Here is an 18,675-nt window from a genome sequence, read left to right as displayed (position 1 = left end):
AGGTATGTTCAAAACGAAGTCAAAACTAAATTAGCACGGCAGAAGCCGGGCGTCCAGCGATCCTAAAAAATTAGGACGACTGGCACGCCGGCAGAACCTGATACTACGCCAGGTTGGCGTCCAGGAACTCTTTCAGTTGGCCTTTAGACAAGGCGCCCACTTTGGTCGCAGCCACTTCGCCGTGTTTAAACAGCAGCAGGGTTGGGATACCACGAATACCGTACTTCGGCGCAGTGCCTGGGTTCTGGTCGATATTCAGTTTCGCAATGGTCAGTTTGCCTTCGTACTCATTAGCGACTTCATCCAGAATCGGGGCGATCATTTTGCACGGTCCACACCACTCTGCCCAGAAATCAACGAGAACAAGCCCGTCCGCTTTGAGTACATCCGTGTCAAAACTATCGTCAGTCAGGTGAATAATTTTATCGCTCATATATAACTCCACAGGAATAAGCCTGGTGTGTTGGTGTAGCATAAAACAACAACGTATTGATGCCACAATAACCAACTAAAGGTTGACTTTATTTCACCGGATACGCTTTCGTAAAGCAATAGTAAGCTGATATTCTACCACACTATGAGCAAAACACATTTAACTGAACAGAAGTTTTCCGACTTCGCCCTGCACCCAAAGGTGATCGAAGCCCTTGAAAATAAAGGGTTTCATAATTGCACGCCTATACAGGCTCTGGCTCTTCCGCTGACGCTGGCGGGCCGTGACGTTGCAGGTCAGGCGCAAACCGGTACCGGTAAAACGATGGCGTTCTTAACGTCAACGTTTCATTATCTCCTCTCTCACCCGGCAATCGAAGACCGTAAAGTGAACCAGCCGCGCGCAATTATTATGGCTCCGACGCGTGAACTCGCGGTACAAATTCATGCCGATGCAGAACCGCTTGCGCAGTCAACAGGTCTGAAACTGGGTCTGGCTTACGGCGGTGATGGTTACGACAAACAGCTAAAAGTGCTGGAAAGCGGCGTCGATATTCTGATCGGCACAACCGGTCGTATGATCGATTACACCAAACAGAACCATATTAACCTGGCCGCAGTTCAGGTCGTGGTGCTGGACGAAGCCGATCGTATGTACGATCTGGGCTTTATTAAAGATATCCGTTGGCTATTCCGCCGCATGCCGGCAGCCACACAGCGTCTGAACATGCTGTTCTCCGCCACACTCTCTTATCGGGTACGTGAACTCGCATTCGAGCAGATGAACAACGCAGAATACGTCGAAGTGGAACCGGAACAGAAAACCGGCCACCGCATTAAAGAAGAGCTTTTCTATCCTTCTAATGAAGAGAAAATGCGTCTGCTGCAAACGTTGATTGAAGAAGAGTGGCCGGATCGCGCCATTATTTTCGCCAACACCAAACATCGCTGTGAAGATATCTGGGGCCATCTGGCTGCCGATGGTCATCGTGTTGGTCTGCTGACTGGCGATGTAGCGCAGAAAAAACGCCTGCGTATTCTTGATGAATTCACCCGCGGCGATCTCGATATTCTGGTCGCTACGGACGTTGCGGCGCGCGGTCTGCATATTCCAGCCGTTACCCACGTATTTAACTACGATCTGCCGGACGACTGCGAAGACTACGTGCACCGCATCGGCCGTACGGGTCGTGCGGGTGCCAGCGGCAACTCTATCAGCCTTGCTTGTGAAGAGTACGCGCTGAACCTGCCCGCAATTGAAACGTATATCGGGCACTCAATTCCGGTGAGCAAATACAATCCGGATGCGCTGCTCAGCGAATTACCGCCGCCGAAACGCCTGACGCGTTCGCGCTCAGGTAACGGTCCGCGCCGCAGTGGTGGTGCGCCACGTAATCGCCGTCGTTCAGGTTAAAAAAATATGCTTGGTTCCGCCTCGCTCTATGCCGCCATTGATCTTGGCTCCAACAGTTTTCATATGCTGGTTGTGCGCGAGGTGGCGGGAAGCATTCAGACGCTTTCCCGCATCAAACGCAAGGTTCGCCTCGCGGCGGGCCTGAGCAGTGAAAACCAGCTTTCCCAGGAAGCGATGGAACGCGGCTGGCAATGCCTGCGTTTGTTTTCAGAGCGTCTTCAGGATATTCCCGCACAGCAAATCCGCGTTGTGGCGACAGCCACGCTCCGCCTGGCGGTCAACGCTCAGGAATTCCTCAACAAAGCGCAAGTCATCCTCGGTTGCCCGGTGCAGGTCATCAGCGGCGAAGAGGAAGCGCGTCTGATTTATCAGGGTGTTGCGCATACTACCGGCGGTGCGGATCAGCGTCTGGTGGTGGATATCGGCGGTGCCAGCACCGAGCTGGTGACCGGTACCGGCGCGCAAACCACTTCGCTGTTTAGTCTGTCGATGGGCTGCGTCACCTGGCTTGAGCGTTTTTTTACCGATCGCAATCTCGGACAGGAAAATTTCGACGCCGCAGAGCATGCTGCGCGTGAAGTGCTGCGCCCGGTCGCCGATGAGCTTCGTCGGCATGGCTGGAAAGTGTGCGTTGGCGCATCCGGCACCGTGCAAGCCCTGCAAGAAATCATGATGGCGCAGGGTATGGATGAGCGCATTACTCTCGCCAAACTTCAGCAGCTTAAGCAGCGCGCTATTCAGTGCGGGCGGCTTGAAGAACTGGAGATCGAAGGTCTGACGCTGGAGCGTGCGCTGGTCTTTCCTAGTGGGCTGGCGATTCTGATCGCTATCTTTACCGAGATGAATATTGCCAGCATGACGCTGGCTGGCGGCGCGCTGCGTGAAGGTCTGGTCTATGGCATGCTGCATCTGGCGGTTGATCAGGATATTCGCAGCCGTACGCTGCGCAACATTCAGCGCCGTTTTATTATCGATACCGATCAGGCCCGTCGCGTGACTGCGCTGGCAAAACGCTTTGCGTTGAGTGTAGAAAAAGAGTGGGAACTTGACGCCTACAGCATCGAAATACTGCAAGTTGCCTGCGAACTGCATGAAATTGGTCTGAGTATTGAGTTTAAACAGGCACCGCTGCATGCAGCATGGCTGGTACGCAATCTCGATCTGCCGGGCTTTACGCCAGCGCAGAAAAAACTGCTCGCCACGCTGCTGCTGAATCAGACCAACGCTGTCGATCTCTCTTCACTGCACCAGCAAAACGCCGTCCCGCCGCGCGTTGCGGAACATCTCTGCCGCCTGCTGCGCCTGGCAATTATTTTTGCCAGCCGCCGTCGCGACGATTTGTTGCCGGAAATTATCGTCAGCGCGCAAGGAGAAAAACTGACGCTGTCGTTGCCGCAGGGTTGGCTGAAAAGTCACCCGTTGGGTGCGGAGTTAATCGAGCAGGAAAGCCAGTGGCAAAGCTACGTCCACTGGCCGCTGGAAATCCAGTAAGCGTGAAGCCCGGTATCCGCCGGGCTTTTTACTTCTCTTTCGCCTTCGCCAGCATGGCGCGAATATTTGCCACGTTGGCCTGCCCTTTGTGCATCCGCTCTTCAGCGCTCACCACTTTGCGCTCCTGCTCCCAGATCAGGTCATCCTGTGGTAATTCCAGCAGGAAACGGCTCGGCTCCGGCCGCACCAGTTCGCCATACTGACGGCGCTCCTTACAGAGGGTGAAAATCAGCTCCTTCTGCGCCCGGGTGATGCCCACATAAGCAAGGCGGCGCTCTTCATCGACGTTATCCTCATCGATGCTGCTCTGATGCGGCAGTAATCCCTCTTCCATACCGACCAGGAAGACATACGGAAATTCCAGCCCTTTGGAGGCATGCAATGTCATTAGCTGCACCTGGTCAGATTCGTCATCGCTCTCACCGCGCTCCATCATATCGCGCAGGGTAAAACGCGTGACCACCTCCGCCAATGTCATCGGCTCATCCAGTTCGCTGCCTTCCAGCATTTCCGTCATCCAGCCAAACAGCGTGTTGACGTTTTTCATCCGCATTTCGGCGGCTTTCGGGCTGGGCGAGGTTTCAAACAACCAGGATTCATAGTCGATGCCGTGGATCAAATCGCGCACCGCAGCAATCGGCTCACGCTCGGACAACTGTTGCACGTCGCCCAGCCACTGCGTAAAGCGCGTCAATGATTCATAGCCACGTCCAGTGAGCGTCTGATTCAGGCCAACATCAAAGCTGGCGGCAAACAGGCTTTTATTACGCAGCATCGCCCACTCACCCAGCTTTTGCAGGGTAGCGGAGCCAATCTCGCGCTTCGGCGTATTTACAATCCGCAAAAATGCGCTGTCGTCTTCCGTATTGGTCAGCACGCGCAAGTAAGCCAGCAGGTCTTTGATTTCCGGACGCGAGAAAAACGACGTACCGCCAGAGATTTTGTACGGGATGCGGTTCTGCATCAGGAATTTTTCAAACACCCGTGACTGGTGGTTACCGCGATAAAGAATCGCATAATCTTTGTACTGGGTTTTGTTGACGAAGTGATGAGCTATCAGCTCCCCGGTAACACGTTCGGCTTCATGCTCTTCGTGATTCGCGCTAAGGATCTTCAGCTCCGGCCCGTAACCCAACTCTGAAAAAAGACGCTTTTCAAATACGTGCGGGTTGTTGGCGATCAGGATGTTTGCCGCCTTCAGAATACGCCCGGATGAGCGATAGTTTTGCTCCAGTTTAACCACCTGCAACGTCGGGAAATCCTGACTCAGCAGCACCAAGTTTTGCGGACGCGCGCCGCGCCAGGAGTAGATCGACTGATCGTCATCACCCACCACCGTAAAGCGCGCGCGCTGCCCCACCAGCAATTTCACCAGTTCGTACTGGCTGGTATTGGTGTCCTGATATTCATCCACCAGCAGATAGCGAATCTTGTTCTGCCAGCGTTCGCGCACCTCTTCATTGCGCTGTAATAACAGTGTCGGCAGCAAAATCAAATCGTCGAAATCGAGCACATTGCACGATTTCATATGGCTATCGTACAGGCCATAGCAGTGAGCAAAAATACGATCGCGCTCGCCCTTTGCCTGTGCGGCAGCCTGCGGCGGCGTCAGTAGATCGTTTTTCCAGTTCGAGATCGTGGAGATCAACTGCTGCAATACCGCTTTGTCATCGTCGATCAGCCCTTCGGTCAGCTCTTTCAGCAGCGCAACCTGATCGGTGTCATCAAACAGTGAAAAGTTGGATTTCATCCCCAATGCGGCGAATTCACGCTTAATAATCGTTAGCCCCAGCGTGTGAAAGGTGGAGATCATCAAGCCGCGCGCCTCTTTGCGCCCCAGCGTCTGCGCCACACGCTCTTTCATTTCGCGCGCTGCTTTGTTGGTAAAAGTCACCGCCGCGATATGTTTTGCCTGATAGCCACAGCCGCGGATCAGATGAGCGATTTTGTTGGTGATCACGCGTGTTTTACCGGATCCCGCGCCAGCAAGCACCAGGCAGGGTCCGGTGACGAATTCGACGGCTTGTTGTTGTCCGGGGTTCAAACGCATAAAAAGATCACTCAATGGAAAACGGGAGGGAGAAAACGTACACCACGTCATTCAGACTACATCAAGGCAGCAAAGCTAAATCCTCAGGAGCTTACAGAAGTAAGTTACCAGGTGAGCAGACGCAGCCAAAAGAGATCGAAGTGTATAACAGCGTGGTAGTATAGCCAGCGTAAACTCTCACACTCAAGGCACGATCATGGCAAAAACCGCAGCAGCACTCCATATACTTGTTAAAGAAGAGAAACTGGCACAGGATCTTCTGGAACAGATCAAAAACGGCGGCGATTTCGAGAAACTGGCGAAGAAACACTCTATCTGCCCGTCAGGTAAAAAAGGCGGTCACTTAGGCGAATTCCGTCAGGGCCAGATGGTACCGGCGTTCGACAAAGTGGTGTTCTCCTGCCCGGTGCTGGAACCAACCGGCCCGCTGCATACGCAGTTCGGTTATCACATCATTAAAGTGCTGTACCGCAACTAATAAAAAGCCCGGTGGCGCTAACGCGTACCGGGCTTATGTTCGTTACTGCTTTCCATTACCTATGGATTTCGGCTTACGGGAAAGTACATCCCCGGAAGTATAGAAAACTATATAACCGGTGTGTACGAACGCCGCCAACGCATCCATAGGTCGACGACGGGGAATTAACCCGCTACCGCGATACGTTTCATATCCGTCATGTAGCCACGCAGTTTCTGGCCCACTTTCTCAATCGCATGGTTGCGAATCGCTTCGTTCACATCACGCAGCTGCGCGTTATCAACCGCGCCTTCCGCAATCGCTTTGCCCAGATCGCCAGTTTGCAGCGTGGTCATAAACTCTTTCAGCAGCGGCACGCAGGCATAAGAGAACAGGTAGTTACCGTACTCAGCGGTATCGGAGATCACGACGTTCATCTCATACAGGCGTTTACGCGCGATGGTGTTAGCGATCAGCGGCAGTTCGTGCAGAGACTCATAGTACGCAGACTCTTCGATAATGCCGGAAGCTACCATGGTTTCGAACGCCAGCTCAACGCCCGCTTTCACCATCGCAATCATCAGTACGCCCTTGTCGAAGTACTCTTGCTCGCTGATTTTGCCTTCAAACTGCGGTGCAGTTTCGAACGCGGTTTTACCGGTTTCTTCACGCCAGGTCAGCAGTTTTTTATCGTCGTTGGCCCAGTCAGCCATCATGCCGGAAGAGAATTCGCCGGAGATGATGTCATCCATATGTTTCTGGAACAGCGGCGCCATGATGCCTTTCAGTTGTTCGGACAGCGCGTAAGCACGCAGTTTCGCCGGGTTAGACAGACGATCCATCATCAGTGTGATACCGCCCTGTTTCAGAGCTTCGGTCACGGTTTCCCAGCCAAACTGGATCAGTTTTTCGGCATAAGCCGGGTCAGTACCTTCAGCCACCAGCTTGTCGAAGCACAGCAGAGAACCGGCCTGTAACATACCGCAGAGAATGGTCTGTTCGCCCATCAGGTCAGATTTCACTTCCGCTACGAAAGAGGATTCCAGAACGCCTGCGCGATGGCCACCGGTCGCCGCAGCCCACGCTTTGGCAATCGCCATGCCTTCACCTTTCGGATCGTTTTCCGGATGAACAGCGATAAGCGTTGGTACGCCAAAACCGCGTTTGTACTCTTCGCGCACTTCGGTACCCGGACATTTCGGCGCGACCATCACGACAGTGATGTCTTTACGGATCTGCTCGCCCACTTCCACGATGTTGAAACCGTGAGAGTAGCCCAGCGCAGCGCCATCTTTCATCAGCGGCTGTACGGAACGCACAACGTCAGAGTGCTGTTTGTCCGGCGTCAGGTTAACCACCAGATCTGCCTGCGGGATCAGCTCTTCGTAGGTACCTACTTTAAAACCGTTTTCGGTCGCTTTACGCCAGGAGGCGCGTTTTTCCGCGATGGCTTCTTTACGCAGAGCGTAAGAGATATCCAGACCGGAGTCGCGCATGTTCAGGCCCTGGTTCAGCCCCTGAGCGCCGCAGCCGACAATGACCACTTTTTTACCCTGAAGGTAGCTTGCGCCATCGGCAAATTCTTCACGCGCCATAAAGCGACATTTGCCCAGCTGCGCCAGCTGCTGGCGCAGGTTCAGTGTATTAAAGTAGTTAGCCATGGTAAGACCTCATGATGTTGTGTTGTCGTGCTTATTGTTCAGTTCGCTGATTCGCGAGATTGAACCCACTATATGACAGGAAATGCGTTGCTTAAATTGATATATTAACAATGTCACATTGCAATTTTTGCAATGTAAATTTGTGGAGCCTGTCTCATGGATTTACGCGATCTGAAAACCTTCCTGCATCTGGCGGAAAGCCGCCATTTTGGCCGCAGCGCGCGCGCTATGCATGTCAGTCCCTCCACGCTTTCACGCCAGATCCAGCGGCTGGAAGAAGACCTTGGGCAGCCACTGTTTGTGCGTGATAACCGTACCGTCACGCTGACCGATGCGGGAGAAGAGTTACGCACCTTTGCTCAACAAACGTTATTACAGTATCAGCAACTCCGCCACTCGATAGACCAGCAAGGCCCATCGCTCTCCGGCGAACTGCACCTGTTCTGTTCGGTCACTGCAGCCTACAGCCATTTACCGCCAATCCTCGACCGCTTTCGTGCGGAGCATCCGTCAGTGGAGATCAAACTCACTACCGGCGATGCTGCCGATGCCATGGAAAAAGTGGTTACCGGTGAAGCGGATCTGGCGATTGCCGGCAAGCCGGAAACGCTCCCCGGCGCGGTGGCGTTTTCCATGCTGGAGAATCTGGCGGTGGTTCTGATTGCGCCGGCGCTGCCATGTCCGGTGCGTAACCAGGTATCACAAACCGAGCCTGACTGGTCAACAGTGCCATTTATCATGGCCGATCAGGGGCCGGTGCGTCGGCGTATTGAACTGTGGTTCCGCCGCCATAAAATCAGCAATCCCGCCATTTACGCGACCGTTGGCGGACACGAAGCCATGGTCTCCATGGTAGCGCTGGGGTGCGGCGTGGCGCTGATCCCGGAAGTGGTGCTGGAGAACAGCCCGGAGCCGGTACGTAATCGTGTGATGATCCTCGAACGTAGCGATGAAAAAACGCCGTTCGAGCTTGGCGTGTGCGTACAAAAAAAGCGGCTCTATGAGCCGCTTATCGATGCATTCTGGAAAATTCTGCCGAACAACTAACCCGCCAGGAAGAAACGGAATGCCGGGTTATGCGTTTCGTCGTGGCAGTCATAACCCAGTTCATTGAGCCGGGTTTCGAAATCCGGCTCGTGATCGCCCAGTTCAAACGCCGCCAGCACGCGGCCATAATCCGTGCCATGGCTGCGATAGTGGAACAGCGAAATATTCCAGTGCGTACCAAGCGTATGCAGGAATTTCAGCAGCGCGCCCGGTGATTCCGGGAACTCGAAGCTGTATAAACGCTCCTGCAACGGTTTCGACGGTCGTCCGCCAACCATATAGCGCACGTGCAGCTTCGCCATCTCATCGTCGGAGAGATCCACCACGCTGTAACCACCGTCATTCAGCAATGACAGGATCTCCTGGCGCTCTTCCAGACCGCGACTCAAACGCACGCCGACAAAAATGCAGGCATTTTTCGCATCGGCGAAACGGTAATTAAACTCGGTGACGGAACGTCCGCCCAGCAACTGGCAGAATTTCAGGAAGCTGCCCTTCTCTTCCGGAATGGTCACCGCCAGCAGCGCTTCGCGTTGCTCGCCCAGCTCGCAGCGTTCAGAAACATAGCGTAAGCCGTGAAAATTGACGTTTGCGCCGGAGAGCACATGCGCCAGCCGCTCGCCGTGAATGTTGTGTTTGGCGATATATTTCTTCATCCCCGCCAGCGCCAGCGCGCCGGATGGTTCCGCGACCGCCCGCACATCTTCGAACAGATCTTTCATCGCCGCGCAAATCGCATCGCTATCGACGGTAATGATATCGTCGAGGTACTCCTGGCACAGACGGAAGGTTTCGTCGCCGATACGTTTAACCGCAACGCCTTCGGCAAACAATCCAACGCGGGGCAAATCGACCGGATGCCCGGCGTCCAGCGCTGCTTTCAGGCAAGCGGAATCTTCCGCTTCGACAGCAATCACTTTGATTTGCGGCATCAGTTGCTTAACCAGCACCGCGACACCCGCTGCGAGGCCGCCGCCGCCGACCGGTACAAAGATCCGGTCGATATGCGCATCCTGCTGTAACAACTCCAGCGCCAGCGTTCCCTGTCCGGCAATCACCATTGGATGATCGAACGGCGGGACAAACGTGAACCCTTGCTGCTGCGACAGCTCAATGGCTTTGGCTTTCGCTTCATCGAAATTGGCGCCGTGCAGCAACACTTCTCCGCCAAAACCGCGTACCGCATCGACTTTGATATCGGCTGTCGCCACTGGCATCACGATCAGCGATTTGATGCCGAGGCGCGTGGAAGACATCGCCACGCCCTGCGCGTGATTGCCTGCGGATGCCGTGATTACACCATGGGATTTCTGCTCGGCGGTTAACCCGGCGATCATCGCGTAAGCACCGCGCAGTTTGAAGCTGTGCACCGGCTGGCGATCTTCGCGTTTTACCAGAATGACGTTATCCAGACGCGAAGAGAGCTTGTCCATTTTTTGCAGCGGCGTCACCTGCGCCACTTCATAAACCGGCGCGCGCAGCACTGCCCTCAAATATTCCGCCCCTTCGGGGGCGGCGGAGAGGGGTTGGGATTCGGCCATCATTAACCCCCAAGTTTGGATTTATCGCGCACCGCACCCTTGTCTGCACTGGTTGCAAGACTGGCGTAAGCACGCAGCGCGAAGGAGACCTGACGTTCGCGATCCACCGGCGTCCAGGCTTTATCGCCGCGGGCTTCCTGTGCTTCACGGCGCGCCGCCAGCTGCTGATCGCTGACCTGCAGTTGAATACCACGGTTCGGGATATCGATAGCGATGATATCGCCATCTTCAATCAGCCCGATGTTGCCGCCGCTGGCCGCTTCCGGGGAAACGTGGCCGATAGAAAGGCCGGATGTCCCGCCAGAGAAACGCCCGTCGGTGATCAGCGCACAGGCTTTACCCAGCCCCATCGACTTCAGGAAGCTGGTCGGATACAGCATCTCCTGCATGCCCGGCCCGCCTTTCGGCCCTTCATAGCGGATTACCACAACATCGCCGGCCACCACTTTACCGCCGAGAATAGCCTCAACCGCTGCATCCTGGCTTTCATATACTTTTGCCGGACCGGTGAATTTCAGGTTGCTGTCATCCACACCTGCGGTTTTCACGATGCAGCCGTTTTCGGCAAAGTTGCCGTACAGTACGGCCAGACCACCATCTTTGCTGTATGCATGCTCCAGGGAGCGAATACAACCTGCGGCGCGATCGTCATCCAGCGTGTCCCAGCGGCAATCCTGTGAGAAAGCCTGGGTGGTACGAATACCTGCCGGGCCAGCGCGGAACATCGTTTTCACCGCTTCGTCTTTGGTCAGCATGACATCGTACTGCTCAAGCGTTTGTGGCAGCGTCAGACCGAGCACGTTTTTCACGTCACGGTTTAACAGACCTGCGCGATCCAATTCACCCAGAATACCCAGCACGCCACCTGCACGGTGGACATCTTCCATATGGTATTTCTGCGTACTCGGCGCGACTTTACACAGTTGCGGAACTTTGCGGGAAAGCTGATCGATGTCACTCATGGTGAAATCAATTTCGGCTTCCTGCGCCGCCGCCAGCAGGTGCAGAACGGTATTGGTCGAACCGCCCATTGCGATGTCCAGCGTCATGGCGTTTTCGAACGCCGCTTTGCTGGCGATAGCGCGCGGCAGCGCCGAAGCATCGTCCTGCTCGTAATAACGTTTAGTCAGCTCAACAATGCGTTTGCCGGCATTGATAAACAACTCTTTGCGATCGGCATGGGTAGCCAGCAACGAACCGTTGCCCGGCTGCGACAGGCCCAGCGCTTCGGTCAGGCAGTTCATCGAGTTGGCGGTGAACATGCCGGAACAGGAGCCGCAGGTCGGGCATGCGGAACGTTCCACCTGTTCGCTCTGGTCATCAGAGACTTTCGGGTCTGCACCCTGAATCATCGCATCAACCAGATCCAGCTTGATGATCTGGTTGGAGAGTTTGGTCTTCCCGGCTTCCATCGGGCCGCCGGAGACGAAAATCACCGGAATATTGAGGCGCAGGGAAGCCATCAACATCCCCGGGGTGATTTTGTCGCAGTTGGAAATACACACCATCGCATCTGCGCAGTGGGCATTTACCATATATTCAACAGAATCAGCAATCAGCTCGCGGGAGGGCAGTGAATACAGCATGCCGCCGTGGCCCATGGCGATACCGTCATCGACGGCAATGGTGTTGAACTCTTTCGCCACGCCGCCTGCGGCTTCGATTTGCTCTGCAACCAGCTTACCAAGATCGCGCAGATGAACGTGCCCGGGCACGAACTGGGTAAACGAGTTCACTACAGCAATAATCGGCTTGCCGAAATCGGCGTCGGTCATCCCGGTTGCGCGCCACAGCGCGCGGGCACCCGCCATATTGCGCCCGTGAGTGGTGGTGGCGGAACGGTACTTAGGCATGCTCTTTTACTCCCGTCTGTCTTGTAGATGGGGTGGTGCGTGCCATCCCATATTTATTTGATATACCCTAACTCATTCTGGTTGCAGGAAGGCGGCAAGCGAGAATCCCCAGCGGCCTACATAAGTAAGTGACTGGGGTGAACGCGTGCGGCCAACACACCTACAACCTGAAGTATGACGGGTATTTATTGGTTAACCTGATCCAACCAGCCCCACTTATCTTCCGTTTCACCGGTAAAGAGGCCAAAGAATGCTTGCTGAATACGTTTGGTGACCGGACCGCAACGACCTTCACCAACCTGAATACCATCAACGCTACGAACCGGAGTGATCTCAGCAGCGGTACCAGACATGAACACTTCATCCGCCAGGTACAGCGATTCGCGGGACAGCACCTGCTCGCGAACTTCAATATTCAGCTCTTTCGCCAGCTTGATGATGGCATCACGGGTGATCCCCGGCAGTGCAGAAGAGGTGAACGGCGGAGTGAACAGGATGCCGTCTTTCACTTCAAACAGGTTTTCGCCCGCACCTTCAGAGATATAACCGTTCACATCCAGCGCGATACCTTCCTGATAGCCGTGACGGCGCGCTTCGCTACCAACCAGCAGAGAGGAGAGGTAGTTACCGCCGGCTTTTGCGGCTGTCGGGATGGTATTCGGCGCAACACGGTTCCACGAAGAAACCATCGCATCGATCCCTTGATCCAGCGCTTCTGCGCCCAGGTAAGCGCCCCACGGGAACGCAGCGATAATCACGTCAGTGCTGTAGCCCGCAGGCGGGTTCACGCCCATACCAACATCGCCAACAAAGATCAGCGGACGGATATACGCGCTGGTCAGGTTGTTTTTGCGGATCACTTCGCGGCAGGCTTCCATCAGTTCATCAATGCTTTGAGAAACCGGGAAACGGTAGATTTTGGCGGAATCATGCAGACGCTGCATATGTTCACGATGGCGGAAGACTACCGGGCCTTTGTGCGAGTCGTAGCAACGGATGCCTTCAAAGACAGAGGTGCCGTAGTGCAGAGCGTGGGACATCACGTGAACTTTCGCGTCTTCCCAACGAACCATCTCGCCATTGAACCAAATGTAGTCTGCTTTTTTCGTCGTCATTGTTCTTCCTTTTGCGCTTACGCGCGGATTTGTTGTGATTGTGATGATGTGGCGCGCTGCCGGATATCAACCCGGGCAACGTCGACAAGTTTGCTCAGTTGGCTAAACAGTAATTCGACAGGCCGCGGGCTGGCAACGGTCAATTCAATATTTATGTTCTGCGCATCGCTGGCGGTTTCCATATTCATCGCGCATACCTGAAAACCCCGGTGGCGCACCACGCGCAACACGCGCTCTAACGTTTCCGGATTGAAGCGAGCCTCAACGGCGACCTGATGTTGCATCATGATAATTTCTCCAGCATTTGTGAGTTACTGGCGCCGGGCGGCACCAATGGCCAGACATTCTCAAGTTCGTCGATTGAGACATGAAGCAGGTATGGCCCTGAGCTCGAAAGCATGGTGTCGAGTGCCGCTTCAACCTGGTCTTTACGGGTGATACGCTGGCCCGGGATGCCAAAGGCGCTGGCCAGCGTGAGGAAATCGGGGTTATCAGTCAGGGTAGTTTCGCTATAACGCTCGTTAAAGAACAACTGCTGCCATTGTCGAACCATTCCTAAACGCTGGTTGTCCAGCAATACCATCTTCAGCGGTAACTGTTTGCGTTTTACGGTGCCCAGTTCCTGCACATTCATCATGAAGGAACCGTCACCGGAGATACAGATCACCGTATCCTCCGGGCGGGCGACCTGCGCGCCAACGGCAGCGGGCAGACCAAACCCCATCGTGCCTAAGCCGCTGGAGGTAATGAAATTTTCCGGACGATCAAATTCAAGGTGTTGTGCAGCCCACATCTGGTGCTGCCCGACATCGGTCGTCACCACGCTGTTCGCTGGTTTGCGTTCGGAGAGTTGCTTTAACAGCAGCGGCGCATAAATCGCCTCGCCGGGATGGTCATAACGCCAGGCGTGCTCGCGGCGTAAGTCTGCGGCGTATTGTCGCCACGCATCAATGGAGAGCGCCTGTTGCAACGCCGGGAGCAACGCATTCAAATCACCCTGCAACGCGACATGCGCCTGACGCAGCTTACTCATCTCCGCCGGATCGATATCCATATGAATCACTTTTGCATACGGCGCAAAGGTATTCAGCTTGCCGGTCACGCGATCGTCGAACCGTGCGCCAACAGCAACCAGCAAATCGCACTCCTGAACCGCAAAGTTAGCCGCTTTAGTACCGTGCATCCCCAGCATACCGAGGTAATAGGCATACTCTGGCGCCACTGCGCCCAGGCCTTTCAGGGTACAAACTACCGGCATCTGTGTTGCAGCCAGGAACTCACGCAGAGCGGGAACTGCCTGTGCCATGCCAACGCCGCCGCCAACATACAGCATCGGTTTTTTAGCCTGCGCGAACATTTGGCGGGCCTGGTCAACTTGATCCTGCGGGAAGGAGAGTACGTCATCAACGGTGGCGAAATAGGGCTCAAGATCGCCACTCGCCAGTTGGATGTCTTTCGGAATATCAACCAAAACCGGGCCAGGGCGGCCAGAGCTGGCGACATGGAAGGCTTCAGCCATTACGCGCGGCAGCTCTTCCAGGGATTCAACCAGAAAGCTGTGTTTGGTGCAGGCCAGCGACAAGCCCAACACATCCACTTCCTGAAAAGCGTCAGTGCCCATCAGCGGAGCCGCAACCTGGCCCGTAATCGCCACCACCGGAACTGAATCTAACAACGCATCGGCAAGGCCAGTAATCAGATTGGTAGCGCCCGGACCGGATGTCGCAATGCATACGCCTGTCTTACCCGTTGCGCGGGCATAGCCAATAGCGGCCATCGCAGCGCCCTGCTCGTGCCGGCACAGTAGGTGTTCCACGCCGCCGTCATACAATGCATCGTAAACCGGCATGATTGCGCCACCCGGATAGCCAAAAACCGTATCCACTTTCTGTGCCCGCAACGCATGTACTACCCACTGTGCCCCATTCATAGTCAGTTCCCCGCCGTATATCGGGAGAAACAGAATTTTGTACTACAACTCATTCTCTGCTCCTCGTTTATATTTTTAAATCATAAAAAAACCCCCGGACCTTTCGGTGCGGGGGTCTTAGTTCGTTAAGGCTTGTTTTTTAAGCCTTTCCTCGTCCAAGTGCAGCCCCGCACGGTGGGATAATAATCACCACCACGCTAATCACGACCAGGCTAATCACTCGTAGAAGGGCTTTCATGTTTGTTCGTTCTTGCTTCATGTTCGAAGGAATACCTAAAGAGGTAACACAGATTTCAGACAAGACACAAGAAAAATTTATGACCACTTTAGTGCCCTCGCTCACAAGAAAGCAAAAACTCATTGTTTTATATAACAAAAATCGCGCGTGAAAATATTTCACTGGTTTCCCAACGAAATCAATAGTGCGAGCGATCTTCCAGCGCGATGAAAACAGTGTGAACTTGCAGCAAATTACCGGGAACTTACGCGTAAATGCTCAATATCGATAATGAAAGGTAAAATCAACGAACAGATAATAGCCATGGTAAGGAGGAACTATGGCATTGTCAGTGATTTATACCCGAGCGGCTCTTGGCGTTACTGCGCCATTGGTGACGGTCGAAGTGCATATCAGCAATGGACTTCCAGGGCTGACTATTGTCGGATTACCAGAGACCACCGTCAAAGAGGCACGGGATCGGGTACGCAGCGCGATCATCAATAGTGGTTATGATTTCCCGGCAAAGCGGATCACGATCAATCTCGCACCGGCCGATCTCCCAAAAGAAGGGGGACGATACGATTTACCCATTGCTATTGCGCTTCTGGCAGCCTCAGAGCAACTAACAGCACCGATGCTGAGTGACTACGAGTTCGTTGGTGAACTTGCCCTTACAGGCGCATTGCGTGGGGTCTCCGGCGCTATCTCTTGTGTCATGGAAGCAGTGAAAGCCAGGCGTCGCATCATTATTGCTCAGGAAAATGAAGCGGAGGCCAGCCTCGCTGAAACAGAAGATTGCCGCGTAGCCGCCCATTTGCAGGAGGTATGCGCTTTTCTGGAAGGAAAACACGCTCTCTTACCTCCATCCCCCTTTGAAGGTGTCCAGGAGAGGCACAGTGAGGATCTGAGCGATGTAATTGGACAACAACAAGGCAAACGCGCTTTAGAAATCACTGCGGCAGGAGGGCATAATTTATTGTTGATAGGGCCGCCAGGAACCGGAAAAACCATGTTGGCCAGTAGACTGGGGGGATTATTGCCGCCACTTAATAATCAGGAAGCACTGGAAAGCGCCGCAGTGATGAGTGTATTCAACAGTAATAGCCTCATTCGCCACTGGCGACGACGGCCATTCAGAACGCCTCATCACAGCGCTTCCCTGGCGGCGATGGTCGGGGGCGGTTCATTACCAGGACCCGGTGAGATTTCGCTGGCGCACAACGGTGTACTGTTTCTGGATGAACTACCTGAGTTTGAGCGACGTGTACTGGATGCCCTGCGCGAACCGCTGGAGTCAGGCCAGATTCACATTTCACGGACAAGAGCAAAAATCACTTATCCTGCGCGCTTTCAGCTGATTGCGGCCATGAATCCCAGCCCAACCGGGCACTATCAGGGTAATCATAATCGCAGCACGCCTGAACAGACACTGCGGTATCTGGGGAGGTTATCAGGCCCTTTTCTCGACCGGTTTGATCTCTCGCTGGAAATACCGCTACCTGCTCCCGGTTTAATGAGCCAGCCCCAGCAGAAAGGGGAATGCAGTGAGGCCGTACGGTCACGCGTTATTCAGGCTCATGCTCGTCAGCATCAACGGCAGAAGAAGCTCAATGCCCGGCTGGAAAGCAGCGAAACAAAACAGTTCTGCTTGCTTGCAAAAGAGGATGGCGAGTGGCTGGAGGAGACGTTAACACGGCTGGGTTTCTCCATACGGGCCTGGCAACGTCTGCTGAAGGTAGCAAGAACTATTGCTGATCTGGAACAACAGGATGAGATCCAACGAACGCACCTGCAAGAAGCACTAAGTTATCGCGCAATCGACAGGTTACTCATTCATCTGCAAAATATGCTGACGTAAAAAAGGGGCCTTAGCCCCTTTCTCTTAATCGTCAGACTCGGTGTAATCTTCCGTGCCTTCCATCTGAGGTTTTCCACCCGATAAGGTGTGAAAACGCTTCGGTCGCTTAATACGAGCCATATACTTGAGCCAGACACGTTCTGCTTCCGTGTTGGGTTCACGTTCTCCACGGCAGACTGCGACAAACTGCGTTTCTTCTTCGGTCACTGGTTCACGTTTCCCAAGCTCCAGCTCGTTAAACGCATAACCGTGACGCTCAAGCAGTTGAGCCTCTTTGATGGTGAAATCACCGTGGCGCGAGAACCCGCGTGGATAATTTTTATTGTCGAAAAAACGATTCGTCGTCGTAAAGCTTTCCGCCATCCTGCACGCTCCTAATTCTTTGGCCGAGCTATTTATGGCGCGGAGTATTAGTTACGCTTGACAGAGTGTAAAACAAAACATTTAAATCATTACGACAAATATTTTTGTGGAGAAAACCGTGGATACGGAATTACTAAAAACTTTCCTGGAAGTAAGCAGGACTCGTCACTTCGGCCGGGCGGCTGAATCACTCTATCTGACACAGTCCGCAGTGAGTTTTCGTATTCGCCAGCTGGAGAACCAGCTTGGGGTTAATCTCTTTACTCGTCACCGTAATAATATCCGTCTTACAGCGGCTGGAGAGAAGCTTCTGCCTTATGCAGAGACGCTTATGAGTACTTGGCAGGCTGCGCGGAAAGAGGTTGCACATACTTCACGGCATCACCAATTTTCTATCGGTGCCAGCGCGTCATTATGGGAATGTATGCTCAGCGACTGGCTGAGCAGACTCTATGAGCTGCAGGGAAATCTGCAATTCGAAGCACGCATTGCACAACGTCAGTCATTAGTTAAACAGCTACATGAGCGGCAACTGGATCTGCTGATCACTACCGAAACACCGAAGATGGATGAATTCAGCAGTCAACTATTGGGGCATTTTACGCTCGCGCTCTATTCTGCTGAGCCAGGTAAAAATAAAGCGGAACTGAATTACTTGCGACTGGAGTGGGGGGCAGATTTTCAGCAGCATGAAGCAGAGTTGATCGCCAGTGACGATGTACCCACATTAACGACCAGTTCTGCGGAAGTCGCGCATCAACAGTTGCCACAGTTAAATGGTTGTACCTGGCTACCGGTGTTGTGGGCAGAACAAAAAGAAGGATTACATCTTGTAGCGGATACCGCGACCCTTTCTCGTCCGCTTTATGCTATTTGGCTGCAGAACAGTGACAAACAGAACCAGATCAAAGATCTTTTAAAGATCAAAGTGATTGATTGAAATATGAGGCAAGGATGCCAGTCTGGCATCTTCTGTATGAAAGGCACGAAAAAAAAGCAAAAAAAATCCTTAGCAAACGCTAAGGATTGTTTCTGGCAGGGGCGGAGGGACTCGAACCCCCAACACCCGGTTTTGGAGACCGGTGCTCTACCAATTGAACTACGCCCCTAATTAGGGTGGCGGAACGGACGGGACTCGAACCCGCGACCCCCTGCGTGACAGGCAGGTATTCTAACCGACTGAACTACCGCTCCACCGAATTTCTTTACAACCACCGGTTTGTTGCCCCGGTCTGACCTGCTT

The 18,675-nt window shown here is 53.9% G+C and carries 17 protein-coding genes and 2 tRNA genes; 6 read left to right on the top strand and 13 right to left on the bottom strand.

Going from position 1 to position 18,675, the window contains the following annotated elements; translation table 11 throughout:
* Positions 1 to 103: 103 nt before the first annotated feature.
* Positions 104 to 433, bottom strand: a complete 330-nt coding sequence (trxA, locus tag CWM66_RS26710; RefSeq protein ID WP_007369186.1) for a thioredoxin TrxA — start codon at positions 431 to 433, stop codon at positions 104 to 106.
* Positions 434 to 577: 144 nt separating this feature from the next.
* Between trxA and rhlB the strand changes: the two genes are divergently transcribed.
* Together rhlB and gppA are read left to right on the top strand one after the other, a co-directional pair.
* Complete coding sequence (rhlB, locus tag CWM66_RS26705; RefSeq protein WP_007369187.1) at positions 578 to 1,846, top strand: ATP-dependent RNA helicase RhlB; 1,269 nt, start codon at positions 578 to 580, stop codon at positions 1,844 to 1,846.
* 6 nt (positions 1,847 to 1,852) lie between these two features.
* Complete coding sequence (gppA, locus tag CWM66_RS26700; RefSeq protein WP_007369188.1) at positions 1,853 to 3,337, top strand: guanosine-5'-triphosphate,3'-diphosphate diphosphatase; 1,485 nt, start codon at positions 1,853 to 1,855, stop codon at positions 3,335 to 3,337.
* Positions 3,338 to 3,365: 28 nt separating this feature from the next.
* On the opposite strand, the gene rep is transcribed toward gppA, so the two are convergent.
* A complete protein-coding gene (gene rep / locus CWM66_RS26695) occupies positions 3,366 to 5,387 on the bottom strand; it encodes a DNA helicase Rep (protein WP_090398668.1) in 2,022 nt (673 codons plus the stop codon).
* Between the two features lie 196 nt (positions 5,388 to 5,583).
* Between rep and ppiC the strand changes: the two genes are divergently transcribed.
* Positions 5,584 to 5,865, top strand: a complete 282-nt coding sequence (gene ppiC / locus CWM66_RS26690) for a peptidylprolyl isomerase PpiC (RefSeq protein ID WP_007369190.1) — start codon at positions 5,584 to 5,586, stop codon at positions 5,863 to 5,865.
* Positions 5,866 to 6,029: 164 nt separating this feature from the next.
* Here ppiC and ilvC read toward each other — a convergent pair whose 3' ends face one another.
* Positions 6,030 to 7,505, bottom strand: coding sequence for a ketol-acid reductoisomerase (gene ilvC / locus CWM66_RS26685; protein WP_007369191.1), 1,476 nt, complete (start codon positions 7,503 to 7,505; stop codon positions 6,030 to 6,032).
* Positions 7,506 to 7,661: 156 nt separating this feature from the next.
* Here ilvC and ilvY point away from each other — a divergent pair, with 156 nt between their 5' ends.
* Entirely contained in the window at positions 7,662 to 8,552 is an 891-nt protein-coding gene (ilvY, locus tag CWM66_RS26680; protein ID WP_007369192.1) for an HTH-type transcriptional activator IlvY, read from the top strand.
* Here ilvY and ilvA read toward each other — a convergent pair.
* The 7 genes from ilvA to ilvL all read right to left on the bottom strand — a co-directional run bounded on the left by ilvA (position 8,549) and on the right by ilvL (position 15,229).
* Positions 8,549 to 10,093 carry a threonine ammonia-lyase, biosynthetic gene (gene ilvA / locus CWM66_RS26675; protein WP_090398681.1) on the bottom strand — a complete coding sequence of 515 codons (1,545 nt, stop codon included), beginning with the start codon at positions 10,091 to 10,093 and terminating at the stop codon, positions 8,549 to 8,551. The genes ilvY and ilvA overlap by 4 nt on opposite strands.
* A 2-nt stretch (positions 10,094 to 10,095) precedes the next feature.
* Positions 10,096 to 11,946 carry a dihydroxy-acid dehydratase gene (ilvD, locus tag CWM66_RS26670; protein ID WP_007369194.1) on the bottom strand — a complete coding sequence of 617 codons (1,851 nt, stop codon included), beginning with the start codon at positions 11,944 to 11,946 and terminating at the stop codon, positions 10,096 to 10,098.
* Between the two features lie 185 nt (positions 11,947 to 12,131).
* Positions 12,132 to 13,061 (bottom strand): branched-chain-amino-acid transaminase, encoded by a 930-nt coding sequence (gene ilvE, locus CWM66_RS26665; protein ID WP_007369195.1) that lies wholly within the window; start codon positions 13,059 to 13,061, stop codon positions 12,132 to 12,134.
* 17 nt (positions 13,062 to 13,078) lie between these two features.
* Positions 13,079 to 13,348, bottom strand: coding sequence for an acetolactate synthase 2 small subunit (gene ilvM / locus CWM66_RS26660; protein WP_007369196.1), 270 nt, complete (start codon positions 13,346 to 13,348; stop codon positions 13,079 to 13,081).
* Entirely contained in the window at positions 13,345 to 14,991 is a 1,647-nt protein-coding gene (gene ilvG, locus CWM66_RS26655) for an acetolactate synthase 2 catalytic subunit (RefSeq protein ID WP_007369197.1), read from the bottom strand. Before ilvG ends, ilvM begins: the two co-directional genes overlap by 4 nt.
* 2 nt (positions 14,992 to 14,993) lie before the next feature.
* Complete coding sequence (ilvX, locus tag CWM66_RS29615; protein ID WP_202626166.1) at positions 14,994 to 15,044, bottom strand: peptide IlvX; 51 nt, start codon at positions 15,042 to 15,044, stop codon at positions 14,994 to 14,996.
* Positions 15,045 to 15,130: 86 nt separating this feature from the next.
* Positions 15,131 to 15,229, bottom strand: a complete 99-nt coding sequence (gene ilvL, locus CWM66_RS26650; RefSeq protein WP_015966468.1) for an ilv operon leader peptide — start codon at positions 15,227 to 15,229, stop codon at positions 15,131 to 15,133.
* Between the two features lie 319 nt (positions 15,230 to 15,548).
* On the opposite strand from ilvL, the gene CWM66_RS26645 reads away from it, so the two are divergent.
* Positions 15,549 to 17,069 carry a YifB family Mg chelatase-like AAA ATPase gene (locus CWM66_RS26645; protein WP_079517130.1) on the top strand — a complete coding sequence of 507 codons (1,521 nt, stop codon included), beginning with the start codon at positions 15,549 to 15,551 and terminating at the stop codon, positions 17,067 to 17,069.
* 24 nt (positions 17,070 to 17,093) lie between these two features.
* On the opposite strand, the gene CWM66_RS26640 is transcribed toward CWM66_RS26645, so the two are convergent.
* The gene (locus CWM66_RS26640; RefSeq protein WP_007369199.1) at positions 17,094 to 17,432 is read right to left on the bottom strand and encodes a DUF413 domain-containing protein; all 339 of its coding nucleotides are present in this window, start codon (positions 17,430 to 17,432) and stop codon (positions 17,094 to 17,096) included.
* A 106-nt stretch (positions 17,433 to 17,538) separates the two neighbouring features.
* Between CWM66_RS26640 and hdfR the strand changes: the two genes are divergently transcribed.
* Positions 17,539 to 18,372 (top strand): HTH-type transcriptional regulator HdfR, encoded by an 834-nt coding sequence (gene hdfR, locus CWM66_RS26635; RefSeq protein WP_090398664.1) that lies wholly within the window; start codon positions 17,539 to 17,541, stop codon positions 18,370 to 18,372.
* Positions 18,373 to 18,465: 93 nt separating this feature from the next.
* Here hdfR and CWM66_RS26630 read toward each other — a convergent pair.
* A tRNA-Trp gene (locus CWM66_RS26630) sits at positions 18,466 to 18,541 on the bottom strand.
* A gap of 8 nt (positions 18,542 to 18,549) precedes the next feature.
* Positions 18,550 to 18,626: transfer RNA gene (locus tag CWM66_RS26625), tRNA-Asp, on the bottom strand.
* Between the last annotated feature and the right edge of the window lie 49 nt (positions 18,627 to 18,675).

It is taken from the genome of Kosakonia sp. H7A (assembly GCF_003028445.1).
Taxonomy (GTDB): domain Bacteria; phylum Pseudomonadota; class Gammaproteobacteria; order Enterobacterales; family Enterobacteriaceae; genus Kosakonia; species Kosakonia radicincitans.
The sequence above is the reverse complement of the archived record's forward strand: the minus strand, read 5'-3'. Positions and strand labels throughout refer to the sequence as shown.